Annotated in this window: 22 protein-coding genes; 9 read left to right on the top strand and 13 right to left on the bottom strand. The window is 72.7% G+C overall.

What is annotated here, in order from left to right; genetic code table 11:
- Positions 1–96 precede the first annotated feature (96 nt).
- Positions 97–702 carry a polysaccharide biosynthesis/export family protein gene (locus WME76_RS11680; RefSeq protein WP_437960214.1) on the top strand — a complete coding sequence of 202 codons (606 nt, stop codon included), beginning with the start codon at positions 97–99 and terminating at the stop codon, positions 700–702.
- Between the two features lie 316 nt (positions 703–1,018).
- Here the strand turns inward: WME76_RS11680 and WME76_RS11675 are convergent, their stop codons facing one another.
- Both WME76_RS11675 and WME76_RS11670 read right to left on the bottom strand, forming a co-directional pair.
- Complete coding sequence (locus WME76_RS11675; protein ID WP_437960213.1) at positions 1,019–1,657, bottom strand: hypothetical protein; 639 nt, start codon at positions 1,655–1,657, stop codon at positions 1,019–1,021.
- Complete coding sequence (locus WME76_RS11670) at positions 1,654–2,724, bottom strand: AAA family ATPase (RefSeq protein WP_437960212.1); 1,071 nt, start codon at positions 2,722–2,724, stop codon at positions 1,654–1,656. Before WME76_RS11670 ends, WME76_RS11675 begins: the two co-directional genes overlap by 4 nt.
- Before the next feature lie 254 nt (positions 2,725–2,978).
- On the opposite strand from WME76_RS11670, the gene WME76_RS11665 reads away from it, so the two are divergent.
- A complete protein-coding gene (locus tag WME76_RS11665; protein ID WP_437960211.1) occupies positions 2,979–4,187 on the top strand; it encodes a hypothetical protein in 1,209 nt (402 codons plus the stop codon).
- Between the two features lie 38 nt (positions 4,188–4,225).
- Here the strand turns inward: WME76_RS11665 and WME76_RS11660 are convergent, their stop codons facing one another.
- Together WME76_RS11660 and WME76_RS11655 are read right to left on the bottom strand one after the other, a co-directional pair.
- Positions 4,226–5,440 carry an alpha/beta hydrolase gene (locus WME76_RS11660; protein WP_437960210.1) on the bottom strand — a complete coding sequence of 405 codons (1,215 nt, stop codon included), beginning with the start codon at positions 5,438–5,440 and terminating at the stop codon, positions 4,226–4,228.
- A complete protein-coding gene (locus WME76_RS11655) occupies positions 5,437–5,976 on the bottom strand; it encodes a VOC family protein (RefSeq protein ID WP_437960209.1) in 540 nt (179 codons plus the stop codon). The genes WME76_RS11660 and WME76_RS11655 overlap by 4 nt, the downstream gene beginning before the upstream one ends.
- Positions 5,977–6,284: 308 nt before the next feature.
- Between WME76_RS11655 and WME76_RS11650 the strand changes: the two genes are divergently transcribed.
- Entirely contained in the window at positions 6,285–7,325 is a 1,041-nt protein-coding gene (locus WME76_RS11650; protein WP_437960208.1) for an AraC family transcriptional regulator ligand-binding domain-containing protein, read from the top strand.
- Between the two features lie 63 nt (positions 7,326–7,388).
- On the opposite strand, the gene WME76_RS11645 is transcribed toward WME76_RS11650, so the two are convergent.
- Positions 7,389–8,294 (bottom strand): LysR family transcriptional regulator, encoded by a 906-nt coding sequence (locus WME76_RS11645; protein WP_437960207.1) that lies wholly within the window; start codon positions 8,292–8,294, stop codon positions 7,389–7,391.
- Between the two features lie 139 nt (positions 8,295–8,433).
- Here WME76_RS11645 and WME76_RS11640 point away from each other — a divergent pair, with 139 nt between their 5' ends.
- The gene (locus WME76_RS11640) at positions 8,434–9,213 is read left to right on the top strand and encodes an NAD(P)H-dependent oxidoreductase (RefSeq protein WP_437960206.1); all 780 of its coding nucleotides are present in this window, start codon (positions 8,434–8,436) and stop codon (positions 9,211–9,213) included.
- 19 nt (positions 9,214–9,232) lie between these two features.
- Positions 9,233–9,586, top strand: coding sequence for a DUF4267 domain-containing protein (locus tag WME76_RS11635; RefSeq protein WP_437960205.1), 354 nt, complete (start codon positions 9,233–9,235; stop codon positions 9,584–9,586).
- 109 nt (positions 9,587–9,695) lie between these two features.
- Here the strand turns inward: WME76_RS11635 and WME76_RS11630 are convergent, their stop codons facing one another.
- Positions 9,696–10,715, bottom strand: a complete 1,020-nt coding sequence (locus WME76_RS11630; protein WP_437960204.1) for a metalloregulator ArsR/SmtB family transcription factor — start codon at positions 10,713–10,715, stop codon at positions 9,696–9,698.
- Positions 10,716–10,958: 243 nt separating this feature from the next.
- On the opposite strand from WME76_RS11630, the gene WME76_RS11625 reads away from it, so the two are divergent.
- The 3 genes from WME76_RS11625 (at position 10,959) to WME76_RS11615 (ending at position 15,449) form a co-directional block, all read left to right on the top strand.
- Positions 10,959–12,290 carry a cytochrome P450 gene (locus WME76_RS11625; RefSeq protein WP_437960203.1) on the top strand — a complete coding sequence of 444 codons (1,332 nt, stop codon included), beginning with the start codon at positions 10,959–10,961 and terminating at the stop codon, positions 12,288–12,290.
- Between the two features lie 351 nt (positions 12,291–12,641).
- Entirely contained in the window at positions 12,642–14,579 is a 1,938-nt protein-coding gene (locus tag WME76_RS11620) for an alpha-amylase family glycosyl hydrolase (protein ID WP_437960202.1), read from the top strand.
- 195 nt (positions 14,580–14,774) lie between these two features.
- Positions 14,775–15,449 (top strand): O-methyltransferase, encoded by a 675-nt coding sequence (locus WME76_RS11615; protein WP_437960201.1) that lies wholly within the window; start codon positions 14,775–14,777, stop codon positions 15,447–15,449.
- Between the two features lie 308 nt (positions 15,450–15,757).
- Here WME76_RS11615 and WME76_RS11610 read toward each other — a convergent pair whose 3' ends face one another.
- Positions 15,758–17,296 carry an FAD-dependent oxidoreductase gene (locus WME76_RS11610; protein WP_437960200.1) on the bottom strand — a complete coding sequence of 513 codons (1,539 nt, stop codon included), beginning with the start codon at positions 17,294–17,296 and terminating at the stop codon, positions 15,758–15,760.
- An 83-nt stretch (positions 17,297–17,379) separates the two neighbouring features.
- On the opposite strand from WME76_RS11610, the gene WME76_RS11605 reads away from it, so the two are divergent.
- Positions 17,380–18,033, top strand: a complete 654-nt coding sequence (locus WME76_RS11605) for a TetR/AcrR family transcriptional regulator (RefSeq protein ID WP_437960199.1) — start codon at positions 17,380–17,382, stop codon at positions 18,031–18,033.
- A gap of 239 nt (positions 18,034–18,272) precedes the next feature.
- On the opposite strand, the gene WME76_RS11600 is transcribed toward WME76_RS11605, so the two are convergent.
- The 6 genes from WME76_RS11600 to WME76_RS11575 all read right to left on the bottom strand — a co-directional run bounded on the left by WME76_RS11600 (position 18,273) and on the right by WME76_RS11575 (position 25,359).
- The gene (locus WME76_RS11600; RefSeq protein ID WP_437960198.1) at positions 18,273–18,683 is read right to left on the bottom strand and encodes a VOC family protein; all 411 of its coding nucleotides are present in this window, start codon (positions 18,681–18,683) and stop codon (positions 18,273–18,275) included.
- Between the two features lie 96 nt (positions 18,684–18,779).
- Positions 18,780–19,931: a ferritin-like domain-containing protein gene (locus WME76_RS11595; RefSeq protein WP_437960197.1), complete on the bottom strand. Its 1,152-nt coding sequence runs from the start codon at positions 19,929–19,931 to the stop codon at positions 18,780–18,782.
- Between the two features lie 259 nt (positions 19,932–20,190).
- On the bottom strand, positions 20,191–21,366 hold the full coding sequence (locus tag WME76_RS11590) for a PAS domain-containing protein (protein WP_437960196.1): 1,176 nt from the start codon (positions 21,364–21,366) through the stop codon (positions 20,191–20,193).
- A gap of 372 nt (positions 21,367–21,738) precedes the next feature.
- The gene (locus tag WME76_RS11585; protein ID WP_437960195.1) at positions 21,739–22,614 is read right to left on the bottom strand and encodes a hypothetical protein; all 876 of its coding nucleotides are present in this window, start codon (positions 22,612–22,614) and stop codon (positions 21,739–21,741) included.
- An 8-nt stretch (positions 22,615–22,622) separates the two neighbouring features.
- A complete protein-coding gene (locus WME76_RS11580; RefSeq protein WP_437960194.1) occupies positions 22,623–24,347 on the bottom strand; it encodes a protein kinase domain-containing protein in 1,725 nt (574 codons plus the stop codon).
- Between the two features lie 4 nt (positions 24,348–24,351).
- Positions 24,352–25,359, bottom strand: coding sequence for a formylglycine-generating enzyme family protein (locus WME76_RS11575; RefSeq protein ID WP_437960193.1), 1,008 nt, complete (start codon positions 25,357–25,359; stop codon positions 24,352–24,354).
- Positions 25,360–25,372 lie beyond the last annotated feature (13 nt).

Below are 25,372 nucleotides of genomic sequence, written 5' to 3'. Positions count from 1 at the left end.
AGGCGCGGCGGCGGGATCGGGGCTTGCTGTGCGCCGTCACGTCGACCACGCGGTCGCGACAATCACGTCAATCACGTCGAGGAGGCTGGAAACCGCATGTGCTCCCGCTGTGTCCGGATTGCCCTGCTCTGCTCCGCGCTCGGGGTCCTCGTGGCGCTCTCGGGCTGCGGCGCGAGCGCGCCGCGGGTCGACTTCGAAGCGGAGCGCCGCGCCACGAGCGCCTATGCCGTCGGTCCGGGCGACGTGCTGGAGGTGCGCGCCTGGAAGAACGAGGCGCTGAGCCACCGCGTCACCGTGCGGCCCGACGGGTTCATCACGATCCCGCTCGTCGGCGACATCATGGCGTCGGGGCGCACCGTCATGGGGATCGCCGAGGAGATCGCGAATCAGGCGGCCAGGTTCTACCATGAGAAGCCGGTCGTGAGCGTGGAGGTGGCGGAGCTCCACAGCTACCGGGTCTACGTGATGGGCGAGGTGTCGCGTCCGGGCGAGTTCACGCCGAGGGGGCAGATCACCGTGCTCCAGGCGCTCGCCCTGGCGGGCGGGTTCACGCGCTTCGCCGATCCCGACGAGGTGGTGATCGTCCGGCGCGACGCGCACGGCGAGCGCCGGATTCCGTTCGTGTTCGAGGAGGTCGTCGGCCAGGGCGACCTCCGCGGAGACCTGCCGCTGCAGACGAACGACACGGTGGTGGTGCCGTAGAAGGCCTACCACGGACGCACATGGATCCGGGCGCAGCGTCAGCCGGGCGCGGGAGCAATCTGCCGTGCTGGATCTAGCCTGACCGCTCCCGCTCTGCGCGAGCGAGGATGAGGCGAAGGAGAGCGGCGAGCTCGGGCGGCGGCTCCCGGCACTGGTCAAGGTAGCGCTCGGCCAGATCCATACGGTCCGGCCGCTTCCGCGCGCAGGGAATCGAGCGATGGATCTCCTGGAACACAAGCTTTCCGGAGACGTGCTTCTGCAGCTCGTCGAGGTCGTCCTCGCGGGCTCGCAGGAACGAGAGCCGATCTCGGTACACCTAGCGCGCGGCGTCTTGCGCTCCGAACGCGCTCGCCCAGTTCGCGAGCGCGTCCTCGGCGTTCACGGTCGCGAGCGCCTGCACGGCGGTGAGATAGCTTCGGCCGACGAAGCTCGAATGCGCTGCATGCCTCTCGGCCAGGCGCCGCACGGTCCAGTTGTGCGCCGCGATGGGGAGCGCCTCGCGATAGAACGCGCGGATGCGATCGGCGACGGCTTGCGCCGTGTCCCACTCCTCAGGCACACGGCCCTCGCGGCGCCACAATACCCTCCGCAGCACGCCCAGCCACCCTTCCGGATCGAGCAGGTAGCTCTCCAGGTCGTAACGAGGGAGGCGATAGCAGGAGCCGTCGAACGACGGCTCCGACTGGCGCGCGAGCTCCTCGTCCGGCGTGAAATCCCTGTCGAGAAGGCCGTACACGGGCACCGGTGTGCCGCGGCGCCTGAGCTCCTTCACGGCATCCTGCACGCACTCCCAGCCATCCTGGGCGTGAAACGTGACCATCCGTCCGAGATCGCCGAACCATTCCTTGTAGAAGAACTCGTCCTCCCGGTAGTCCTCGCCTTCGCAGATGATCGCGATTCCGGCGCCGCTCCGCAGGACAATCTCGAGCTCGTCGAGGCTCTTGTAACCGCTCATGATGCGCCCTCGTCGGGCACATCGAAGCGGCTTTCCGGGTAATCGAGGCTCTTCACCTCCACCGACGGGACGCTGCGCACGATTTCCGGCGAGTGCGTCGCGAGAAACACCTGCATTTCGAGGAGCCGCGCGACGCGGCGTAGCTGAGCGAGGAGCTGACGCTGCAGGGTCGGGTGCATGCTGATCTCGGGCTCGTCGATGAACAGGACGCCGTGCGACCGCTGGCGCCGCGCGATCTCGCCGAGGAGCATCACGCACTGTCGCTCGCCCGAAGGTAGCTGATCGAGCATCACCTCTGCAGGTGTACCCGACACGTCGTTCCAGGGCGCCGTCACGCGCACCCTTCCCTCGCGAACGAAGACCTTGCGCCCGGGACCGAGCGCTTCCTGGAGAAGCTCGACCGACCCCGCGAGCTCCCCGGGGTCCTCTCCGCGGCTCTTCCGTTCCAGGTCGAGATAGTTCTGCCAGACCCAGAGCTGCTCGAGGGAGCCGGTCCACTGGCTCGTGGGGGAATACCGGGAGATCCACCGCTTGTCAGCGGGCGGGGGCTCGATGGTGCCACCGCGGACAGGGCGGAGCTCGCGGTCGTGGGGGAAGTAGATGAGGCCGCCGAGAGGCTGGGCCCTGCCCTGCTCCACCTGCTTTGCGTGAAGACGTAGAGCTTCGGTGTAGTTGTTCTCGGACCACCGGCGCGCCGCATCGCCGTCGTTCATTTTGAGATAGACTGTGCCACCGGTGACGCGGACGTCGCTGTCGGAGCGGTAAGATGCCTTCCCGTAGACGATCAGTTGCGGGTACTGCTGGCCCTGAACGAGATTGCTCAAGGGTTGCTCGAGCGTCAGCGCCACGAGCCCGGCCTCGTCGAGGATGGGCGCCGGTCTCTCGGGATCGACGACGAAGGCGAGCATGGCCTCGATGACGTCGAACACCGTCGTCTTACCCGACCCATTGCTCCCGACGAGGACGACCCGATCCCGCGCATCGCCCGTGACCGGATCGGTGAAGTCAAGGACGTGCTTGCCCCGGAAGCAGCGCAGGTCGTGGATCTCGAGGCGCTTCACGCGCATGGCGGTCCTCCCTCTACCCCAGGCAGTACCACGGCAGAAGGGGCCATGGCTTGAGCGAACGCATCATGAACGCCGATCTCGAACATAGGCGACGTGCGGATGGACCACGCAGCCCGCTCGCCCGTGTAGCGCGAGCGCTGCTCCACGCATCGCGCTCGACCTCTCCCCGACGCCATGCTCGCGCAGAGCCTGCCGCGGGCGGCCGCGCGGCGTCAGGTAGTGATGGGCGCTCGGCGTCCTGGCATCCTGGGACGATGCGCCCCGACGCTACGCTGCCGCTCCTCGCCGCGCTGGCGCTCGCGTTGCCGGCGCTCGCGGTCGCGTGTGCCCCCTCCGGCCCGGGCAACGCGGCGCCTGCCGGCAACCCCGCAGCGCCGCCTCCGGGCTCGCCGGCGCCCGCGGCGGCCGGCGCGCCTCCTGGCCCGGGAGGCCCTGTACCTGCCAGCGCCGCCTCCACGGGGGCAGCGGCAGCATCAGCGCGCGGCGCGCAGGTCAGCGCCCCCTCCCCGGCCGCGCGCGAGCCGGCCCCCTCCATCTCGGCCGATGAAGCCGAGGCGATCCTGTTCCCGGAGGACGCCGCCGCGCACCAGGCCGGCATCGACGCCTGCCGGCGCGGCCACGCCGGGGCTGCCGGCACCGCCTCGCCGCAACACGAGCGCGTCCGCTGTCTGCTCGCGCTCCGCTACCAGGGCGACGTGCAGGCCGCGGCGAGCGCGACCGCGCTCTTCGACGGCACGGGCTGCGTCGCCGGGCTGGAGCGGGAGCACCTGATGGACGGCGGCTACCGCGGCACGCTGCACCTCGTCCCGGAGCTGCCGGTGCGCGCGGAGCGCCGCCACCTCGAGTGGACGGCCGCGGCCATGGCCGACGTCGACGCGCTCGTCGCGGATCTCGCGGCCGCGGCCAGCTCACCTGTACGCTATCGCCACCGCGCCCTCGCGCTGCGGTACTTCCGGTCCGTACGGGCGCGGACGCCCTCCGCCTACGCCACGGGCTGGACGGTCGCCTACAACCTGGCCGGCTCGCTCCACCGCTCCGCGGACGCGGTGCGGGAGACGCTCTTCCACGAGATCTTCCACCTGAACGACAGCGCGCACGGCGCGTGGTCGCAGGCGGCGCTCTCGCCGATCTTCGACGGCATCGTCGCGCGCTGCGGGACGAGGATCTCGTGCCTCACGCCGTACGCGCCGAACGAGACGCTCGTGAAGGGCGGGACATACTACGCGTTCCAGCCGGGCAACGGCGTGGGCGAGTACGCCGCGGAGCTCGCGATCCGCTACTACCGCGAGCAACGGGCGGCGCTCCGCGGCGAGCGGCTCGGCAAGGCGCCGTTCAAGTGCGGCCCGCCGGAGAACGCGCGGGCGTGGTCGCTCCTCGCGGCCGAGTTCTTCGGGGGCGCGGATCGCGTGGCGCCCTGCCACGAGGGCGCTCCTTCACCTCCTCGGCCGAGCGCAGCTCGCTGACGCGCCCTGACGGCCTCGCGGCCCGAGCCCGCAACCCCCTAGTCGAGGCGCTCCCGGATCCACCCCGCGATCAGCTCCGCCGCCGCCTGCCGGTGCCCGTCGAGGAAGTGCGTCGCCCCCCGCAGCTCCACATAGCTCCTGTCCGGCGCCGCGCTCGCCTCGAAGATCTCCCGCGCTTGCCGCCGCCGGATCTCCGTATCCGCCGTCGCGTGCACGACCAGCGTCGGGATCTTCACCGCGCGCAGGCTGTCCGCGAGCCGCGCCCTCGACGACAGGCTCGACCACGTGGACAGCCACGCGCGCGCGGTCAGCGTCCGCGCCACGCCGCCGTATCCATGGTTCGCCAGAAACGGATCCGGCGACGCGAAGATCGACCCCATCGCGCGATCATCCGGCTCGATGGTCAGATCCAGGTACGCCGGGTCTGCCACCGTCCGGTACACCGTCAGGTACCTGCCGTGCGCGCTCCGCCGCCGCAGCCGGTTCCAGTCGGGATGACGCGCCTCCATCCCCTCCATCGCCCTCTCCGCCTCGGCCTGCGCCTCGAGCGCCGCCCGCGCGATCGCGTCGATGCGGGCGACCCGCGCCCGCTGCGCCGCTCGATAGCGCGCGAGCCACGCGCGATCGTACCTGCACGGCTCCGGCCACGGCCGCCAGCCGTTGTCCGGCGCGTACATGTCGAGCGCCGGATCGACCGACAGGGGATCTGCCTCCTCCACCACCGAGGGATCGATCGCCTGCTCCAGGAACACCCCCTGTCCCGGGTGCGCCGCCAGCGCGATGAACGCGTCCCCCAGCCTTCGCCCCTCGGCCGCCGCGCCCGCCTCCGCCAGCGCGAGCAGCGAGCCGCCCCCCGAGTTGCCGAGCAGCACCACGGACTCCGCGCCCCGCGCCCGCGCCGCCTCCACCGCGGTCTCGACGTCGAGCGCCGCCTTCTCGTGCAGACAGTCGGTGTCGTTGTTCACGTAGCGCGTCGCGAACCCCAGCGCCGCGATCCCGCGCGCCGCGAGCAGCGGGCAGAGGTAATGGACCGAGAAATCCGCCCGCGGGTGCGCGAGCACCGCCGCCACCTTGAACCGGCCGCCCGGCGGCGTCCAGAGCAGGCCCCGCACCAGCGCGCCGTCGTTCCCCACGGCCACGACCGGCTCCCGCCCGAGCGAGACGGCCGGATCGTCCTCGGGCGAGGGCCAGTATCCGGCGGACGCCGGGCGGCGCCCGTGCCCCAGCATCGCGTCGATCGGCGGCGCGCTCATCGCCGCACCTGGGGCCGATGGACGATCACGGGCCGCGGCAGCTCGAGCGGCGGCATGGGATCGCGCAGCGCGCGCTCCGCGTCCTCCACCTCCTCGGCCGAGAAGGCACGGAGTGTCTGGCAGAACTCGACCATGATGCCGTTGGGATCCATCGTGTAGATCGACCGGCAGAAGTCGTGATCCATCTCGGTCACCTCCATGCCGTGCGAGAGCCACCGCGCCAGCATCTGGCCGTAAAACTCGGCCGTCGGCGCGTCGAAGGCCAGATGGTTCATCCACACCGGCAGCCCCAGCCCTGTCGAGAGGTCCGTCCTGAAGCGCCCCTCCAGCGTCGTTTCGTGCGGATCCCAGAACGCCAGGAGCGGACCATCCGACGCGCTCGTCCGATAAAAGGCGTGCCTCGCCCAGCCCCCATCGCGGCTGCCCTCGTACGGGACGGCCATGACCTTGACGAGACGGAACCCCATGACCTGGGTATAGAAGCGGTGTGTGGCGGCCATGTCCCCGGTCGCCAGCGCGATGTGATGCACCCCCATCGTCCCCCCCGTGTGTGCGCGAGGAGCATGTCAGCGCCGGCGCGCTCGTTCAAGGTGCACGCCGTACGATGATCGTGAAACGTCGATCAGAGCCCACGAGTCACGGCCGCGATCGTCCGCAGCGCGACAAGCCCGCTTCGTTCCGAACGGCGAGAGGCCTTGTGGGGTTCGCGCCATTGCCGATCGCGCGGTCGTGGCTGACGCGATTCCGGACCGCGCTGCCCCCACGCGGCCCGGGCCACCTGGCGTCGTGACGCGCTCCCGCGCGCGCATCTCCTCGGGCGCCTGCGCTATCCTCCGCGCACGCCATGTTCGACGGCGACGTCGTCTTTGCATCGATCCCCGCGGCCCTCATCGCCTTCGCCTCCTCGCGCGGCGTGCCGCGCGACGATCTCCTCCGCGCCGCTGGAATCGCGCCCGAGGCGCTCGACGCGCCCGACGAGCTCGTGCCGTACGGGTCGCTCCTCTCGCTGTGGGAGCTCCTCCTCCAGCGCTTCCCTGGCGAGCCGCTCGGGCTCCAGTACTCGCGCTGGATCCCGGTGTCGGTCGTGGGCATCGTCGGGCACGTCCTCCGCCACAGCGAGACCCTGCGGCAGGGGGTCGCCGTCTATGGCCGCTTCTGCAGCCTCATGGACCCGTACCTCCGCATCACGCTCGAGGAGCACGGCGACGTCGTCCACCTCGCGCTCGAGCACGAGCCGCGCGTCGTCGCCCTGGCCGAGCCGATCGAGCTGATGATCGCGACGCTCGCGCGCTTCATCGCGCTCTACCTCGACGGCTCAGCGCGGCCGATCGAGGCCATGTTCCGACACCCTCGCCGGCACCCGCCGTCGCTCTACGAGGAGGCGCTCTGCGCCCCCGCGCGCTTCGAGGCGGGCGCCACGGGCCTCGTCTACGACGCGCGCGTGCTGGACGCGCCCGTCGTCGGCGCGGATCCCCTGGTCCGCGACTACCTCGTCCGCCAGGCCGAGCACCTCCTCGCCACGCGCGCGGCGCCGGCCAGCGCCGCGCCCCTGGGCAGCGCCGCGCCGCTCGACGCCCGCGTGCGCGCCCGCATCGACGAGCGGCTGGACCGCGGCGACGTGGTGGACCAGGACGGGATCGCGCGCACGCTGGGCATGAGCACGCGCTCGCTCCAGCGCGCCCTCAAGGACCTCGGCACCTCGTTCACGGCGCAGCTCGACGAGGTCCGGCGGAGCAAGGCGCTCGACCTCGTCCGCCGGCGCGATCTCGCGCTCCAGGAGATCGCCTTCCTGCTCGGCTACGGCGAGCCGCGCCACTTCTACCGCAGCTTCCGCCGCTGGACGGGCACCACCCCGGGCGAGTACCGGCGCACCTGCGCCCGCTAGCGCCGCGTCGCCCGGCGATGAGGCGCGGGCGGGGACGGCGGCGCGGCGCGCCAGGCACGGCGCTCACCCGACGTCGCCCGCGAGCGATCGCACCCGGTCCCGGAGCCAGGTGAGCGCGGGGTGCCTGGCTGTCCTGTGGTGCCACACCATCGCGATGGCAAAGCCCGGTACGGGGACGGGCGGCTCCAGGAGCTGGAGCCGGTCGGCGCGGTCGCGCGCCACGCGTTCGGGGACGAGCGCTGCCATGTCCGAGCGCGCCACGATCTCCGGCACCATGAGGAACGAGGGCACGGACAGGACCACGCGCCGCTCACGTCCGAGCGCGGCGAGCGCGGCGTCGGTCGCGCCCGTGAAGCCGCCGCCGCGCGGGCTCACCACCACATGGTCGAGCGCGCAGAGCTGGTCGAGGCTGACGGCTCGCGAGACCCGCGGGTGGTCGCGCCGGACGATGACGACGTAGCGCTCGTCGAGCACCTTCCTGCGCTGCAGGTGCTCGGGCGCTGTCTCGGGCGTGATGAAGGCGAGGTCCACCTCGCCGCGCTCCGCCTGGTCCGCGAGCTGGGCGCCGTCGAGCGCTCGCCACGCGAGCCGCACGCCCGGCGCCTCGCGCCGGAGCTGAAAGGCGAGCGGCATCAGCAGCGCGTACTGCACGTAGTCCGACGCGGCGACCGCGACCGTCAGCTCGGCGGTCGCGGGGTCGAAGGCGGCACCGGCGGCGAGCACGGCGCGCACGCCCTCCAGCGCCTCGTGCAGCGGCGCTTGCAGCTCCAGCGCGCGCCTCGTGGGCGTCATGCCGCGCTGCGCGGGGAGCAGCAGCGGGTCGCCGATGAGGTCGCGCAGCCGCTGGAGCTGGGCGGACAGCGCCGGCTGGCTGAGGTTCAGGCGCCTGGCGGCCCTCGTCACGTTGCGCTCGGCGAGCAGCACGTCGAGCGCGACGAGCAGGTTCAGGTCGAGGCGGCTGCTATCCACCCAGATGATAGCAGCACAGAAGAACCACGCTTTCAACGATGCCGGGGAGGGCCGTAGCTTTCGACGCGTCAACCCGGCCGCCCCGGGCAGCCCGGTGATCCCACCGCGCGAGAAGAACACTCCTGGGAAAGGACAAGGCATGAACCTCCTCATCGTCTATGCGCATCCCGAACCGCGCTCATTGAACGGTGCGCTCCGCGACAGGATGGTCGCGACGCTCACCGCCGCCGGGCACGAGGTGCTCGTCTCCGACCTCTATGCGCAACGGTGGAAGGCGGCGCTCGATGGCGCCGACTTCCCGGCCGAGCCCGGAGGCGCACCCCTGCGCCTCATCGACGCTTCGCACCGCGCGTTCGCCAATGGCACGCAGACATCCGACGTCGCCGAGGAGCAGCGGCGCCTCCTCTGGGCCGACGCCGTCATCCTCCAGTTCCCGCTCTGGTGGTTCTCCATGCCGGCGATCCTGAAGGGCTGGGTCGAGCGCGTCTTCGCGCACGGCTTCGCCTACGGCGTCGGCGAGCACTCGGACCGGCGCTGGGGCGACCGCTACGGCGAGGGCGTGTTCGCCGGCAAGCGCGCCATGCTCGTGGTCACCGCCGGCGGCTGGGCCGACCACTACGCGGAGCGCGGCATCAACGGGCCGATGGATGACCTGCTGTTCCCGATCCAGCACGGCATCCTCTTCTACCCCGGCTTCTCTGTGCTCGATCCGTTCGTCGTCTACCGAGCCGAGCGGATGAACGAGGAGCGCTTCCGGGCCATAACGACCGACCTCGATCGGCGCCTGCATGGGCTGTTCGCCGAGCGGCCGATCGCCTACCGGCCGCAGAACCACGGTGACTACGAGATCCCGTCGATGAAGCTGAAGGACGGGCTCGGCGGGGCGGGACAGCAGGGCTTCAGGCTGCACCGGGCCTGAGTCGCGGTGGAGGGGTCGGGTGGACGCCGGAGCCGCCTTCTCGACGCCTGCCGCCATCAGGGTGCCCGTCGTGGGACCTACCGGAGATGGCCGAGGGCGTCGCGCCGGCGTTCCCTGGCTGCGCATCAAATCCGGGCGAGACCTCGGCGTGGCGCTGGCCATCTTCGGCCTGGTCGCCACCCGGCAGCGGCGCGCGGCGGGAGTCTTCGTGCTCGCCTGCACCGTGATGCCCGTGGTCGACGCGCTGACCACGTGGAGCAACGGCGCCTCCCCCGCCCTGGCGCTCTCGGTCCACGGCGGCGCCGCGGCCTACGTGCTGGTGCTCGCCCTGGCGCTGCTGCAGCCGTCAGCCATCCGTGGACACAGACCGTAATGGAACGGAGCCGCCGGTTCAGGAGCACGTACACCGCGTCACGGGGCAGGGCCCCAACCGCGTGCGACGGACACGGCCGTGGGCCTCGGCCTCTGGTCTCCCCGCCGGCTCACTCGCGGATCCGCGTAGCGGTGTTGTAGCCGCGCGGCGCGAGGGGCGACAGCTTCTCCAGCCAGATCTGCTCGAGCAGGGTGAGCTCATCCGACACGGAGAACCCCGGCTCGTCCTTCTGCCGCACGACCTCGAGCACCTCGAACGTGAAGGCGTCCGCCCCGTGCTGCTTCCAGTCCCGCTGGAGCTCCTGGTTCATGTGCATGCCGTTCGACAGCATGAAACGGTGCTTGTTGAGCGGCCCATGGAGGTTCGTGCTGCTGCCGAGCAGGACCTTGCCGTTCACCGTGTTCTTCACCTGGAAGATCCCCGCTTGCTTCGGGGTCTCGAGATACTGCCGCTTCAGATCCTTGCGCGTCTCCACCTTGCTCACGCCCGCCTCCCTCGCTCCTGCCTCTGGCGTCCTGGTCTCCGCCTCGGGTGTCCTCGTCTCCGCCTCGATCAGCCTGTAGAGCTCGCTGTCGCGCGTCATGTACCCCTCGTCCAGCAGCATGCGCCGGATCGTGCAGTGGTCGGGGTACAGGGCATGGATGATCTCGTTCACCTCCTGCTCCCGGTAGCTCCGGCCCGCCTGGAACCGGCCCACGAACTGCTCGAGCACGATGCGCCGCTTGCGCCATTGCTTCGGCATCTGGACCAGCACGCCCCCGCGGAAGAAGGCGCGCAGCACCTGAGTCCGGGATCGCTCCGCGCGCCGCTGCGCGGGCCCGTCGCCCGCGGAAGGCAGCGCGACGAGCTCCTTCAGCGTGAGGCGGAGCAGGTCGTCGCGGAGCGCATAGACCTGGTAGTACTGGGTCTTGCGCTTCGTCACCAGCCCGGCCTCGTCGAGCTTCCGGAGGTGGAAGGAGACCGTCGACGCCGAGCGCCCCAGCCGCTCGGCCAGCTCCTCGGCGCAGTGAGGCCGCCCGATCAGGGCGCTCACCACCTGGAGCCGCGACGCGTCGGCGAGCGCCTTGAGCACGCCGACGCGCGCCTCGACGCCCAGCGCGCGCGCCGGAGAATCCGCTTCGATGGTCATCGAAACAAATCTGCGGCGCCGCGCGGCGCCCGTCAAGCTGTTTCGATGGACGTCGAATCAGATTTTCGTGACGTGGCGCGATGGGCTTCATCGCGACCCCCCCGCCGCAAGCCGGGCCTGGCGCGATCCGTCGCAACGTTGGCGCCCGGCGCCGCTGCGGCGGCGCCGCGGCGTCCCCATCGTTGCATCGCTCCCGGTGAGGCGCCGCGCGCCGCCGGGGGCGAGCCCCTCCCGAGGTACGCCATGAGCCATCTACCCCGAGGCCCGCAGGGCCGACTTCGCACGACCTACCAGTTCCTCACGCGTCCGCTCGAGTTCCTGTTCCGGTGCGCCGACACCTACGGCGATGTCTTCAACATGCCGATGTACAACGGCGACGTCGTGATCGCCGGCAGCGCCGCGTCGGTGCAAGACGTGATGACGGCGCCGCCGGAGACGTTCGTCCCCTACGCCGTCAAATCGATCGCCTCCCTCCTCGGGGAGCACTCGCTCCTCATGCTCTCGGGCGAGCGACACCGGCGCGAGCGGAAGCTGCTGACGCCGCCGTTCCACGGCGATCGCATGCGCGCCTACGCGGCGATCATGGCGGACACCGCCGCCCGCCGCTTCGCCGAGGCGGCGCGCGCGCCCCGCGCCGTCGCCCAGGAGATCACCCAGGCGATCTCGCTCGACGTCATCATCCGCGCCGTCTTCGGCGTCGAGGAGCCGCATCGCACGCGCGCTTTCGCCCGCGCGGTCGTCGCCATGGGCGACGCGGTGACCCCGGCGCTCGCCTTCCTGCCGCTCCTGCAGCGCGAGCTCGGCGGCTTCGGCCCCTACGCGCGCTTCCGCCGGCGCGTCGAGGCCCTGGAGGCCCTCTTCCGCGATCAGATCGAGCGCGCGCGCGCGACGCCGGGCGACGACATCCTGAGCCTCCTGGTCTCGGCCCGCTACGACGACGGGTCGGCCATGAGCGACCAGGCCATCTTCGACCAGCTCCGGACCCTGCTGTTCGCCGGTCACGAGACCACCGCGCTCGCCCTCGCCTGGGCCCTGGATCATGTGCACCGCGACCCCGGCGTCCTCGCGCGGCTGCGCGACGAGATCGACGCCCTCGGCCCGGAGCCCGACCCGGAGCGCCTCGCCGCGCTGCCCTACCTGGACGCGGTGTGCAAGGAGGCGCTGCGCCTGTACCCGATCGCGACCGAGGTCCCGCGCCTCGTGGCGCAGCCGTTCCGCCTCGGCGAGCACGAGCTCCAGCCGGGGACGGGCGTCGCGCCCTGCATCCTGCTCGTGCACCACCGACCGGAGCTCTACCCCGAGCCCTCCCGGTTCAGGCCCGAGCGCTTCCTGGAACGCAAGTTCTCTCCGTTCGAGTACCTGCCGTTCGGCGGCGGCAACCGCCGCTGCATCGGCGCGGCCTTCGCGATGTTCGAGATGAAGATCGTGCTCGGCGTGGCGCTCTCGGCGTGGCAGTTCCGCCTGCTCGACGAGCGACCGCCGCGCCCCGCGCGGCGCAACGTCACGCTGGGCCCCGCGGGCGGCGTCCCGGTCGCCCTGCGCGCCCGCGACCGCAGCGCCCTCCGCGCCGCGTAGCGCTGGCCGCCTCCAGCGCAGGAGCGCACAGGCGAGGAGGATACCCGGCCTGCGCCGGCGCCGCGGTGTCCGCTGCGACACACGCACACGGAGGAGACGGGGGAAATCGCGACATAAAACTCCGCGCGTCCTCCGTTGCGGCGATCCGCTGGGGGCAGTTCCGGAATAGAAGGGCTCCCCCGCTCCCCGCGCCGCGCCATGCCGAGATCCCTTGTCGATCGATTGACCTCCTCCCCCCTGGGTGCATGCCAGTCTCCGTCGGTCGCGCCGCTCGACGCGAGCACCGCTGTCCGGCGACAGCACCCCCGCTGTCCGGGGCGGCGCCCGCGGCCGCTCGCCAGGTTCGCATGGATGGCGGCGCTGCTCTCGGCGGCGTCGTCCTGCGAATCGGCCGCGACCTCCCCGTCCCCGCCCCCTTCCCGGACGACGCAAGCCCGGCTGGAGCTGCACGCCGGCGACGCCGAGGTCTGGGCCTGGAGCGCGCGCATCCAGGGCGCCCTCGCCGGGCCGGGGGCGCTGGAGGACTGCGTCGTCCAGGTGGGCGGCGCGGCGATCCCCGCGGCGATCGAGCCCCCGCAGCGGTTCTCCGCGGACGTCCCGCTGCTCGAGGGCGAGAACGAGATCGTCGCGCGCTGCCGGGAGACGGGCTCGGGCGACCTGGCCTCCGCGCCCGTCACCTACCACGTCAGGCTGCGCGACGCGCCGAGGGCCCGCGCCCGCGCGGCGTGGGCCGACGGCAGGCTCCTCCTCGACGCGGCGAGCAGCGAGCCCAGCGAGCGCTCGCGCGCCGAGGTCGTGGCCTTCGAGTGGCTCCGGCTGCGTGATGCCGCGACGCCGGAGCGGCTCGGGCTGGGCCCTCGCCTCGAGCTGCCGGCCACGGACGCCGCGGATCCGGCGCTCTATGAGCTCCGCGTCCAGGACGACCGCGGCCGCAGCGACGCCGCGCGCGTCGCGCCGCCGCCCGACGCGGCGCGCCCGGGAGCGAACGCGCGGGCGTGGATCGACGACGCCATCCTCTACGGCGTCGTGCCGCCCTTCTTCGGCGACCCGCCGCTCGAGAGCGTCCGCGCCGCCCTGCCCGCGCTCGAGCAGCTCGGCGTCACCGCGATCTGGCTGTCTCCGCTCTTCGGCGCGCCTCCAGGCGACTTCGGGTATGCCGTCACGGACTACTTCGCCGTGCGGCCCGACTACGGAACGGAGCGCGATCTCCGCGAGCTCGTGGACGAGGCGCACCGGCGCGACATCCGGGTGCTGCTCGACCTCGTGCCCAACCACACCTCCGCAGAGCACCCGTATTTCCGGCAAGCCGAGCAGCGCCAGGGCCGCTCTCACACGTTCGCGTTCTACGATCGCGACGACGGCGGCGAGCCCACCCATTACTTCGACTGGGAGCACCTGCCGAACCTCAACTACGACAACGCCGAGGTCGAGCGCTGGATGCTCGAGGTGTCGCTGCACTGGGTACGGCGGTTCGGCATCGACGGCTATCGCGTCGACGCCGCGTGGGGCATCAAGGACCGCCGCAGCGCGCTCTGGTCCGCCTGGGCCGCGGAGCTCCGGCGCGTGAACCCGGAGCTGTCGCTGATCGCCGAGGCCTCCGCGCGCGATCCCTATTACCTGCAGAACGGGTTCGACGCGGCCTACGACTGGACCGAGGAGCTCGGACACTGGGCCTGGAAAGACGTGTTCAGCGCGCCGCGCGGCGTCGCGGCGCGGCTCGGCGCGGCGCTCTCCGCGACCGCGGCGGGCGCCTCGCGCGCCGAGCGCACGCTGCGGTTCATCAACAACAACGACACCGGCGCTCGCTTCATCACGCGCCACGGCCCGGGGATGACGCGCGTCGCGGCCGCGGCGCTGCTGACGCTGCCGGGGATCCCGTGCGTCTATTCCTTCGACGAGCTCGGCGCCGAGTACGAGCCCTACGGCGGCCTGGAGCCGGTCTCACGGCCGGCGCCGGGCGCCCTGGCCCGCCATTACGAGCGGCTGATCCGGCTCAGGCGCTCCACCGCGGCCCTCCGGGCGCCCGGGCTGCTCACCCTGCACGCCGGGCCGGACGACGAGATCCTCGCCTACCTCCGGCACGGCGACGACGCGTCGCGCTTCGCGCTCGTGGTCCTGAACTTCAGCGATCGACCGGCGAGAAAGCGGATCGTCGTCCCGGAGCCGTTCGCCGGCCACGCGCGGGGCGGCCTGCGCGACAGCCTGAGCGGCGCCGCCGCGCGCCTCCACGGCCGCTCCCTCCCGCTCGACCTCGCGCCCTGGGACGTCCGGGTCCTCGTGCCCCGGTAGGAACGATCCGCACGCCGCCGCAGGTGGTGTGCCCCAGCGCGCCATCTGTTATAACGGACAAACGTCCAGCATCGAGCCTGGCCGGGAGCCGCCCTTCCAGAGGCTCAGATCCATCACTACCTGATTTTTTCACATTCCGAACGCGCAGCGCACGCGCGCGCGGCGGCCGTGGTCGCCGCCGAGGAGGAGAGATTCATGGCTCAGGAGCAATGGTCCGCCGTCGATCGCTACATCACCGATCTGCTCGTTCCGGCCGACGCCGCGCTGGATGGAGCGCTCGAGGCGAGCGCCGCGGCCGACCTCCCCGCGATCAACGTCGCGCCGAACCAGGGCAAGCTGTTGCATCTGCTGGCGCGGATCCAGGGCGCGCGCGCGATCCTCGAGATCGGCACGCTCGGCGGTTACAGCACGATCTGGCTCGCACGGGCGCTGCCTGCGGACGGGCGCCTGATCACGCTGGAATCGAACCCGAAGCACGCCGAGGTCGCCCGCGCGAACCTCGAGCGCGCCGGCCTGGCCGACGCGGTCGAGCTGCGCCTGGGGCGAGCGCTGGACACGCTGCCCGCGCTCGCCGCCGAGGGCCGCGGCCCGTTCGACTTCATCTTCATCGACGCCGACAAGCCCAGCAATCCCGACTACTTCGCGTGGGCACTCAAGCTCTCCCGCCGCGGCAGCGTGATCGTGGTCGACAACGTCGTGCGCAGGGGCGCCGTGGTCGACCCCGAGAGCGCCGACCCCAACGTCCAGGGCGCGCGTCGCCTGGCCGAGCTGCTCGCCGTCGAGCCGCGCGTGAGCGCGACGGCGATCCAGACCGTCGGCAGCAAGGGGTACGACGGCTTCGCCATCGCGCTCGTCACCGCCGACCCGTAGCGGCCGTGGCCGGGTGCCAGCCAGCCGTCCGCAGCGGCGACCCCCGGCGGCCGCTTTGCCGGAGCACAAAAAACAGAGCGCCCATTCGACGGCGGGGGGGGGAAGCCGTCACGGGCGCTCTGCCATCCCTTTTTAGCAGGACTCGGGCCAGGGGCTTTCTCTATTCACTTCGCGGAGTTACCCGTAAGGATCGCCCCGAGGATTTCGTTCCTGAGATTGCTGCGTTGCAGACCTGACGGCTGAGCGGCGCCCCGAAGAACCACGGCGAGGCGCGCGGGCAAGCGCGATCCTCTGACCAAGCGCGCTCGCTAGGCCACGCCCAGCAGGCAGAGGTAGTCGTCGAGCTGTCCGGCCGTGCCCGGGGAGGCAAGCCATCCGATGTGGCCGTCCGGGCGGACCAGCGCGAGCGCGTCGCCGTCGACGTCGTAGCCCGCGCGCGCGTGCCCGCCGGCGTCGACGAGGGTTCGCTGGGCGGCTGGCTCCCCCGGCCGCACCACGGCGCGCGCCTGGACCGTCGAGCCGTGGCGGGCATGCACCCGGGCGACCGTGTCCGCGTGGGCCGCGCCGAAGGCCAGCAGCGTGAAGTGCGGACCCCGGAACGCATCGAACAGGCGGACCGGGGCGCCCGCGTGGTCATGGCAGGGTGCGTCGGGCGCTCGGTCCCCCGGATGGACGCGCGCCGGCGCGCCGCGCTCGTCGCGGGCGAGCGAGCTGCCCCGGTAGCTGAAGTCGAGCTGCTGCGTCTCCGAGCCGCGCCGCGCCGCCCCCGGGTTCCCCTGCGCGGCCTGATGATGCAGCCTCGCGGTGATGCCGAGCACCGCCCGGGCGATGGGCAGCCGCTCCTCCTCGTAGGTGTCGAGCAGCGCCTCGGGGGCGCCCGCCAGCACCAGGCCGAGCTTCCAGCCGAGGTTGTAGGCGTCCTGGATGCCGGTGTTCAGGCCCTGCCCGCCCGCCGCGGGGTGCACGTGCGCGGCGTCGCCGGCCAGGAACACCCTGCCGACCCGGTACCGGTCCACCATCCGCACGCTGGGCCGGTACAGCGAGAGCCAGCTCGCGTCGCGCAGCCGGACGTCGGAGCGCCCGGTCCGCTCCTCGAACAGCCGCTGGACAGCCGCCAGCGTCAGGTCGAGCGCCCCCTCGCCGGGGAGCGGCGCCACGATCTGGAAGCGATCCGTGCCGGGCAGCGGGCACAGCGCCACCGGGCCGCCGCTCGCCTTCGGCCAGACGTGCCAGCGCTCGCGATCCAGCCCGTCAGCGCAGACATCCCCCACGAGCGCCGGGTGCGCCTCCAGGGCCTCCCCCTGGAAGCCCACGCCGAGCGCGCGGCGCACGAAGCTGCGGCCCCCATCCGCGCCGACCAGGTAGGCGGCGCGGACCAGCTCGGTCCCGCCCGCGTGGGCCAGGGTGGCCGTCACGCCGTCGCGGCCCTGCTCGAAGCCGGTCAGCTCGGTGGCGAGCTCGACGCGGCCGCCGAGCTCCGCGAGCCGGGCGCGCAGGATCTCCTCGGTGCGCCATTGCCCGAGGAGCACGATGTTCGGATACGGCACGTCCGGGGTCGGCTCGCGCCGCTCGAACATCGCCCAGTCGCCCAGCACCGTCGCGCCGTCGTGCGCTCGCATCGGCGGGTACGGCGCGCCGGCGGCGATCACCGCGTCGATCACGCCGAGATCGTCGAGCACCTCCAGCGTGCGCGGCTGCACTCCCTTGCCGCGGGAGCCAGCGAAATGGGCTGGGGCCTTGTCGATGATCCGGCACGCCACGCCGCGACGGGCCAGGTCGCACGCGAGCGTCAGGCCGGTGGGCCCCGCCCCCGCGATGAGAACATGCGTGCTCAGCGACTGATTCATGGGCTGTCTCCTGTCAGGTGAACTCACGCCATGATGGAGGCCGCCGCTTGCCTCGTCAGCTCGTGTTCTGCCAGCATGGCTTCATGCGCAAGCGGGTCGCCATCACGCCCCGGAAACAGCCCACGCAGGAGCGGTCGCGCGCCACGGTGGAGGCGATCCTCCAGGCGACTGCTTACATTCTGGTCCGCGAAGGGTACGCGCGCCTGACGACGAACCGCGTGGCCCAGCGCGCCGGGGTGAACGTCGCCTCGCTGTACCAGTTCTTTCCGAGCAAGGAGGCGCTGCTCGCCGAGCTGCACCGCCGGCACGTCGAGCAGGGGCGCGGGGCCGCGCGCGCCGTGCTCGTCGCCCATCGCGGGAGCTCGCTCGATCGGCTGCTGCGGACGATGGTGGAGGCAGGCATCGCCGCCCACGCCGTCGAGCCCGAGCTCCACCGCGTGTTCTCGGAGCAGATGCCGCGCATCAAGGAGCTCCGGTCCGCAGCGAGCGAAGGCTTCCTGCTCGACGAGGCAAGGCAGCTCCTCTCGGCGTGGGGGTGCGCCCCGCCGGACGTGGAGCTCGCGTGGTGGATGCTCCAGACCGTCGCGCACGCCGTGGTGCACCAGGCGATCATCGAGCGGCCCGGCGACCTGCGCTCCGGAGCGCTGGCCGAGGAGCTCGTGCTGCTGCTCGAGCGCTACCTGCTCGCGAAGAAGGAGGCGCGCCCCGGCGCGGGCGTCGGGCGCGAGGTCACGTGATCTCGGCGCACCGTATTGGCCGGCGCGGGGCGCATCACCTCCGCGCCCGCGCCGGCGCCGGCGTCGTCAGGACGCGGATGGGGCGCGCTCCGCGCTGGTCGCATAGGCGATGCCGGACTGGAGCGTCCCGCGTATCACGATGTCGCCCCACGGGACATCCAGCTTCACGAGGGTGAGGATTCGAGGTGCGGTCGCGCCGAAGGCACGACGCCGCGACGGGCGCCGCACGCGTGCCGCGCTCAGCCGGGGGTGGCGATCTCGTCGTAACCGCGGCCGCTGAACTGAAGAAGGCAGATGCCATGGCCGAAGGGATCGGCCAGGCGGAGCATGCGTCCCCACGCGGCCACCTCGATGTCGGCCTCGGGGACCGCGCCGGCCTCCTGTGCGCGGCGCGCGGCGGCCTCGAGATTCTCGACGACGAAGTCGAGGTGGACCGGCGTCCAGTGGCGCCGGTAGTCGCGCGGGGACGCGCCGCCGGCGGGCGCGCTGCCAGCCGGCTTCACCAGGAGGTAAATCGGCGCCGCCGCGCCGAGGAGCTCGACGAATGAGTCGCCGAAGCGTCGCCCGACGCGGAGGCCGAACGCGCGTGTATAGAACGCGAGAGCCGGGTCGAGCGCCGGAACATCGATGTTGACGAGCAGATCGGACATACGCCCAGCCTAGCCGCAGAGCGCGTCACCGCACAACGCGCGCACGAGGGGCGCGCGGACGCGACGCGGAGGCGTGAACCGAAGGGACCTTTGCGCTCAGACCACCATCTCGCTCCGGGCCGCGCCGTCCCCGCGCCGCGCCAGGAGCAGCTTCGCCGCCGGCCGCACCACCTCGGCGACAGCGCGCGCGGCCGCCTCGGCGCGCGCCGCGGCCCCGAACCGCCCGTGCGACGCGAGCGCTGCGCCCTTCGCGCGGTCGTCCTCCCCCCCGTCCGCGATCTCCCACGCATCCGCGCGCTCGAGCCCGGCGAACACCTCCTCGACCGCCGCGCGCACGCCCTCGCCGCCCGCGCGGATCGCCCACGCCACCGTGCGCCACGCGAGCTCCGCGTGCCGCGCCTCGTCCGCGGCGATGATCGAGAGCGCGCTCCGGACCGCAGGGTCCTCCGCGGCGCCGAGCTCCTCGGCCGCGATCACGGCCGCGAGGGTCTCGCCGATGCAGCCCTCCCTCGCGGCGCGCGCCGCGATCGACGCGAGGTCCGCCTCGACCTCCACCCGCCCCTCGAACGGAAACGCCCCGGGGGCGATCGCCTCGCCCGCGTAGGCGCTCGCGAGCGCGAAGCAGAGGCGCGCGTGGCGGGCCTCGTCGAGCGCAGCGCGGTGCGCCTCCTCGACGAGGCCGGCCGGCGCGCCCGCGGCGAGCAGATCGAGGGCAAAGCGGCCGAACGAGGCCACGGACGCATGCTCGAAGAGCGCGTCGCGCGTCCACGCCGCGGCCAGCGCCTCCTGCAGATCGGCGGACAGGTGATCGATCCGCGGGGTCATGGCCTCGGCCGCGCCCCACCCGGCGTCGTGGCGGCCGCGCACGGAGGGCGCCGTCCGCGCCAGCTCGTCGACGAGGTACGGGCGCCCCTCGCACATCGGGATGACGTACGCCTCATAGCAGCACTCGCCGGCCTTGAAGGTCCCGTCGCTCTTGACGGAGTGGGACGCGAAGTGCGTTTGGTTGAGGATCTCCTGCCCTTCCGACCGCGATGGGCACGCGAGCGGCTCGCCACCTGCGCCGCCGCCTGCGCCGCCTGCGTCGTCCTGCGGCCACGCGAAGCAGGCCACCTTGGAGACGGGCTCCGGATTTTCGGGACAGCTGCTCATGCTGAGGCAGCCGGCGGAGGCGCCCGCGGCGGGCAGCGCGAGCAGGGCGAAGAGGCGATGGGCGAGCGTCAGGCGAAAGGCATGTGCGGTGTTCATCGAGGACCTCGTCGGCAAGGGAATCGGAGTGGGCGCCCCCCCATGCACGACGAATGCCTCTCTCGCAGCCAGGCCGAACGCGCGCCCCGCGCGCGGGCAGGGCATGATCGGGCGGTCATGGCTGGCGCAGGCGCCCTGGCGCAGGCGCCCTGGATACAGGCGCCCGCGTCACGAGCAACGCAATGGCCGGCAGGTGCGCGGTCGGATGGCGTTCCATGGCTCGCTCCGGCGTGCGCCGGGGCTGACCAGGCCCTCGCCGTCACGCGCGCGCGGCGCGGCTCCTCGCGCGGATGCAGTCGAGCAGCGCGTCCCGCAGGCCGTTGCGCGTGGGCAGGCGCGAGAGATCCACCCCGAGCGCGACGATCGTCCGCGCCACCTCCGGCCGGATGCCCGACAGCACTCCCTGCGCGCCGAGCACGCGCACCGCGTCGAGCATCTTCATCAGGTGACTCGCGACCTCGGTGTCGATGATGTCGACCCCGGTCAGGTCGACGATCACATGGCTGCTGCCGCTCGTCACCACCGCGTCGAGCAGCGCCTCCGTCATCTGGTTGGCCCGCTCCCGGTCCACGAAGCCCATGATCGGCAGGATGAGCACCCCGTCCCACACCTCGATGATCGGCGTGGAGAGGTTGCGGATCGCCTCTGCCTGCGCCTCGATGAGGCGCAGCTTCTCGGCGAGCGATTGCTCCGCGCGCACACGCTCGGTGACGTCGGTGACGTAGCCCTCGAGCGCGAGCAGCGCGCCGTCCTCCGCGCGGACCCCGCACCCCTGCTCGTACACCCACCGCTCCTCGCCCTCGGCCGTCCTGATCCGATAACGCAGCGTGAACGGCTGGCGCACCCCGAGCGCGGCCTGCACCTCGTCCCATACCCGCGCCTGGTCCTCGGGGTGGATCAGGTGCCCATACATCACCCGGTGATCGACATACTGCTCTGGCGAGTAACCGGTGAGCTGCTGGCACCCGTCGGTGATGAACTCCAGCGGCCAGTCCGGCTCGTTACGGCACCGGTACACCATCCCGACCAGGTTGCTGAACACCGACGAGAGGAAGCGCTCGCGCTCGTGCGCCGCGCGCTCGGCCTCGTGGAGCTGGTTCACGTCGTGCAGGATCACATGGACGACGCGCTCGCCCGCGGGCGCCGCGGCGCTCCAGTCCATCCAGCGCGCACCGGCGCCCCGCGGCTGGAGGCGCGCGCGCCACGAGCGCGCCTGCTCCCCCCGCCCGAGGTCCACCAGGCACGACTCGACCTGCCGGCGATCCTCGAGGTGCACCAGCTCGGCGATGTGGACGTCCCGCACCCGCTCGCGGTCGACGCCCGCCGCGCGCGCCAGCGCGGGATTCGCCGTGGCGATCGACCCGTCAGGGCGCAGCAGCGCCTGCGGCGCGGGATGGAGCGAGAAGCAACGTTCGGCAAACCCGGGGGAGAACACCGACAAGGCCTATACCACGACGCCACAACTGGGAGCCACCTGTCAGCGGCGCGCCGAACGGGTCGCGCGAACGCTTCGGGAGCTGTCTTGTCCACAGCCACGCCGCTGTCACCGAACGGCTGTCCAGGTCCATGATGTGAGTCCGCGCCGGGCTCAGCAGGCATGTTCGAATCAAGGGCATGTTGAACATCCATGGACCGGATCGGCAACACCGCATCGATCGACTCACGTCAAGCAGCGCCAAAGCGCAGAACTTCGAACCGCCAAGACGCGAAGAGCGCCAAAAAGAGAATCCTATCTTGGCGTCCTTGGCGTCTTGGCGGTCTAGTTCTCACTTGATCAATGTGATCGGCGTTCCAGCGACCTCGTCGCTCAGAGCCCGAGCGGCAGCGCGAGCTGCACGAAGCCGCCGCCCGGGCCGACGCCCGCGGTGATCCGGGGGCCGGCGGCGGCGGCGGGCTCGGCGGGCACGTCCACGAGCCAGAGCACCGCGGCGAGCGCCAGGGCGGCTCCCCCGACGCCGAGCATCACGCCGGACACGGCGAACTTCGTGCGCGTGGGGGCGACCTCGTCCTCGGTGCACGAGCTCGTCCTGCCGCAGCCGTCCTCGAGGTCGGCATACTCGGCCTGCGCGAGGCCCTGGAGCACGCCGAAGGCCGCGAGCCCGGCGGCTCCGACCCCGAGCGAGATCCAGGGGGCGACGGAGACGCCGCTGTCGCCGGGCGCTGCCCCGGCGAGGCGGGGAGCGGCTCCAGGAGGAGGGACAGCGCCCGGCCCGGCCGGGGGCGGCGCGCTGCCCATGACCACCTCGACGAGCCGCGACTTCTGGCCCTCGAGGACGACGATCGTCCGCTCCACGGGCGGCAGCCCCGCGGACTCGAACCGCAGGTCGAGCTTGCCGGGGTCGACGCTGACGGCCGAGCCGTCGAGGCGCTCGACCAGCGGGCGACCGCCGGCGGAGACGCGCACGTCCGTGAGGTCGCCGCCGCGGGGATCCCGGGCGCCGAAGACGAGCGAGGGGCGCCGCGCGTCCACCTCGCCGAGCCACCTCGCGCAGTCGTCGCGCACGACCGCAGGACAGCCCTGCTGGGCGCAGGTGAGGAGCTTCTCGCGGGCCAGACCGAGCTTGCTGGCGTCGCGGAGCGCCTGCGCCTCCTCCGCCGCGGCGGCGCACTGCGCCTTGTCGAGCGCATGGGCCGCGCCGCCGGACAGCGAGAGGCCGAACGCGACGCCGAGCCCGACGCTCATGGCGCGTATCACAGACATTCTCGCTTGTAGATCTTCCGTCCCTGCGCGTCGACGGTGTACGGCACGGCGCAGTCGACCGCCGGGCGCTTCGGCGCCGCGCCGCGCCGCGAGGCGGCGCCGGATCGAGGCGGGGCGGCGCGCGACGAGGCGGCCCCCGGGACGGCCGATGCGGCGGCGCTCGCGGCGGTCGGGGCGGCGCCCGCGGCCGGGGGCGCGGAGGCGGCTGCTCCCTCGGCCGCAGGAGAGGCGCTCGCGGAAGCGACCAGGGGCGCCCGCGGCGGCGGCTCGGAGGCGGCGGCGGCCGACGCGGGCGCGACGGCCGCCGCGGGCGCGGCGCCGGCGCTTCGGCCTGAAGGATCCGCCGCCGCGGACGGCTCCGGCGCGCCCTCCGGCGGGGGCGGCGCGGCCCCGGACCGGAGCCCGAGCCAGGCGATCGGGACGCTCGCGGCGAGCGCCGCCGCGAGGAGCCAGGGCCAGATCCGGCGCGCCTTGGGTCCCACGGCGGTCGGGCTCGACGGGCCGACCGCCGCAGGCGTCGTGTCGAACGCGCGCTCCGCCCCTGCGGCAGGCGCCCTCTCGAGCGCGACCTCCCCGGCCCCCTGCGCCTGCGGGAGCGTGGCACGCGGCGGTATCTCCTCGGGCGGGGCGGAGGAGGCGCCCGCCCGCGGCGGGCGGGACGACAGCCCGGCGCGGCTCGCCCGCACGGTAGCGCCGGCGTCGAGCAGCACGGCCCCGGACGCGATCGACGCCGGGATATCGCCGCTCGGGGGCCCGATCCGATCGAGCACGGCCGCCTCGATCGCCGCGAGCTTCTCCTCCTGCCGGGCGAGCGCCTCGCCCACGAGGCCGCCGAGCCAGGCGGCCACCTGCGACGTGAGCGCCGGGGTCACCGCCGCCTCGACGGCGCGCGCCATCTCGGCGGCCGTGGCGAAGCGCTTCTGCGGGTCGCGCTCCAGCGCCCGCATCACGACGTCATCGAGCGCAGCGGGGACCCCGACGGCGCGCCGCCCCGGCGGCTCGACGGCGGTGTAGAGGATCTGCTCGAGGACCTCGGCCTCGTTCGTGCCGTCGAAGAGCCGCTGTCCGACGAGCGCCTCCCAGAGCACCGCCCCCGCCGCGTAGATATCGGTCCTCCGCGTGACGTCGCCGCCGCGGAGCTGCTCGGGCGCCATGTAGGGCAGCTTCCCCTTGATCTTGCCCTCTTCCGTCGTGTGAAAGCGCCCGGCCGCCTTGGCGACGCCGAAGTCGACGACGAGCGCGGTCCCGTCGCCGCGCACCATGACGTTGTGGGGCGTCACGTCGCGGTGCACGAGGCCGAGCGGCTCGCCGCGCTCGCCGCGGACCTCGTGCGCGGCGTGGAGCCCCTCGAGCACGTTGACGAGGATCGCCGCGCAGAGCGGCGCCGCGATCCTGCCGTCGGTGCGGGCCGAGGCCTTCTGCAGGCGCACGAGCGCCTCGCCGTGGACGTACTCCATGACGAGGAAGAGCTCGCGCTCGGTGGCGACCACATCGAGCATCGCGACGACGTTCGGATGCCGGATGCGCCCGGCGAGGCGCGCCTCGTCGAGGAGCATGGCGACGAACTCCCGATCCCGGGCGAGGTGCGGGTGCAGGCGCTTGATCGCCACCGTGCGGGCGAAGCCGCCGGTGCCGAGGAGGCGGCCGAGGTGCACCGTGGCCATGCCGCCGCGGGCGAGCTCGTCGAACAGGGCGTAGCGGCCGATGACCTGCATGGCGTCAGGGCGCGTCCCAGCAGCACCGGACGCCGACGAACTCGTACGCCGTGCCCCGGGCGTGCTTCTGGCCGGGAAAGGCGCAGTAGGTGTACTCCGTTCCCAGCCCGCAAGCGCCGCCGCGCGGGAAGCACTCGTCGTCGTCGAAGACGTCGGGAGTGCCCGTGTCGACGCAGTTGTCGACCCACTCGTACGAGTTGCCGCTCATGTTGTAGAGGCCGTCGACCCCGCCTTCACAGCGCGCATTCTCGGCCGCCGGGTCGAGCGCCCTGTAGCCCTCCTCCGGGGAGCAACCTTCTACCTTGCAGCGGGCGGCGTCCGGCGTGTCGCTCCTGTAGGAATAGGTGTATTCGCCGCCGTTCGAGCACGCCGCCACCCAGCGGGAAGAGCGCCAGTCCGAGCCCTCGGCGCTCGCGCCGTCGAGGTGGCCGCAGAGCTCCTTTCCCGCCCAGCGGCAATGCATCCGCGCCTGGCACCAGGTCATGCCGATCGCCGGCAGCGCCTGGCTCGGGAACGTCGGGTCCGAGTAGGCCTGGGTCATCGCGTAATACCCGAGCAGGCCCTCGTCATCGAGCGTGAGCGGGATGCTCGCGCACTCCGCGCCGAGGAACCGAGCGCGGTCCTCGTCGGAGATGGATGGGACCGCAGCCAGGAAGTCGATGTAACGCGCGAAGCTCACCTCGACGGCATCGATGCAGAAGGGAGGATGGTCCTGGCCCGCAGGTGTGATGAGGACGCCATCGGCGCCGCGGCCCAGGGGGTCGACGCACGGCGATGGCGTCGACCCGCCCGTGCCCGCGCCGCCCGCCCCGCCCGCCCCGCCCGTGCCCGCGCCGCCCTCGCCGCCCGCGCCGCCCGCGCCCACGCTGCTCGAGGCCTCCCCCCCGCCGGACGACGAGGAGACGGCCGTCGCTCCGCCACAGCCCTGCTCACACCGGGTGAGCGCGTCGAACGACGGGAAGAGACAACCCTGGCAGAGCCCGGCGCCGGCCAGGACCCCGAGAACGAGCACGAAGCGCATGCAA

Source organism: Sorangium sp. So ce119 (assembly GCF_051524405.1).
GTDB classification, from domain to species: Bacteria; Myxococcota_A; Polyangia; order Polyangiales; family Polyangiaceae; genus Sorangium; species Sorangium cellulosum_G.
This window is presented reverse-complemented; position numbering and strand designations above follow the sequence as displayed.

Coding starts and splice junctions, on each gene's coding strand:
- WME76_RS11640 (WP_437960206.1), top strand. CDS start 8,434: ATGAACCTCCTCATCGTCTATGCGCATCCCGAACCGCGCTCATTGAAC.
- WME76_RS11655 (WP_437960209.1), bottom strand. CDS start 5,976: ATGGGGGTGCATCACATCGCGCTGGCGACCGGGGACATGGCCGCCACA.
- WME76_RS11610 (WP_437960200.1), bottom strand. CDS start 17,296: ATGAATCAGTCGCTGAGCACGCATGTTCTCATCGCGGGGGCGGGGCCC.
- WME76_RS11605 (WP_437960199.1), top strand. CDS start 17,380: ATGCGCAAGCGGGTCGCCATCACGCCCCGGAAACAGCCCACGCAGGAG.
- WME76_RS11680 (WP_437960214.1), top strand. CDS start 97: ATGTGCTCCCGCTGTGTCCGGATTGCCCTGCTCTGCTCCGCGCTCGGG.
- WME76_RS11630 (WP_437960204.1), bottom strand. CDS start 10,715: ATGACCATCGAAGCGGATTCTCCGGCGCGCGCGCTGGGCGTCGAGGCG.
- WME76_RS11620 (WP_437960202.1), top strand. CDS start 12,642: ATGGCGGCGCTGCTCTCGGCGGCGTCGTCCTGCGAATCGGCCGCGACC.
- WME76_RS11585 (WP_437960195.1), bottom strand. CDS start 22,614: ATGAGCGTCGGGCTCGGCGTCGCGTTCGGCCTCTCGCTGTCCGGCGGC.
- WME76_RS11615 (WP_437960201.1), top strand. CDS start 14,775: ATGGCTCAGGAGCAATGGTCCGCCGTCGATCGCTACATCACCGATCTG.
- WME76_RS11625 (WP_437960203.1), top strand. CDS start 10,959: ATGAGCCATCTACCCCGAGGCCCGCAGGGCCGACTTCGCACGACCTAC.
- WME76_RS11600 (WP_437960198.1), bottom strand. CDS start 18,683: ATGTCCGATCTGCTCGTCAACATCGATGTTCCGGCGCTCGACCCGGCT.
- WME76_RS11665 (WP_437960211.1), top strand. CDS start 2,979: ATGCGCCCCGACGCTACGCTGCCGCTCCTCGCCGCGCTGGCGCTCGCG.
- WME76_RS11670 (WP_437960212.1), bottom strand. CDS start 2,724: ATGCGCGTGAAGCGCCTCGAGATCCACGACCTGCGCTGCTTCCGGGGC.
- WME76_RS11595 (WP_437960197.1), bottom strand. CDS start 19,931: ATGAACACCGCACATGCCTTTCGCCTGACGCTCGCCCATCGCCTCTTC.
- WME76_RS11675 (WP_437960213.1), bottom strand. CDS start 1,657: ATGAGCGGTTACAAGAGCCTCGACGAGCTCGAGATTGTCCTGCGGAGC.
- WME76_RS11580 (WP_437960194.1), bottom strand. CDS start 24,347: ATGCAGGTCATCGGCCGCTACGCCCTGTTCGACGAGCTCGCCCGCGGC.
- WME76_RS11650 (WP_437960208.1), top strand. CDS start 6,285: ATGTTCGACGGCGACGTCGTCTTTGCATCGATCCCCGCGGCCCTCATC.
- WME76_RS11660 (WP_437960210.1), bottom strand. CDS start 5,440: ATGAGCGCGCCGCCGATCGACGCGATGCTGGGGCACGGGCGCCGCCCG.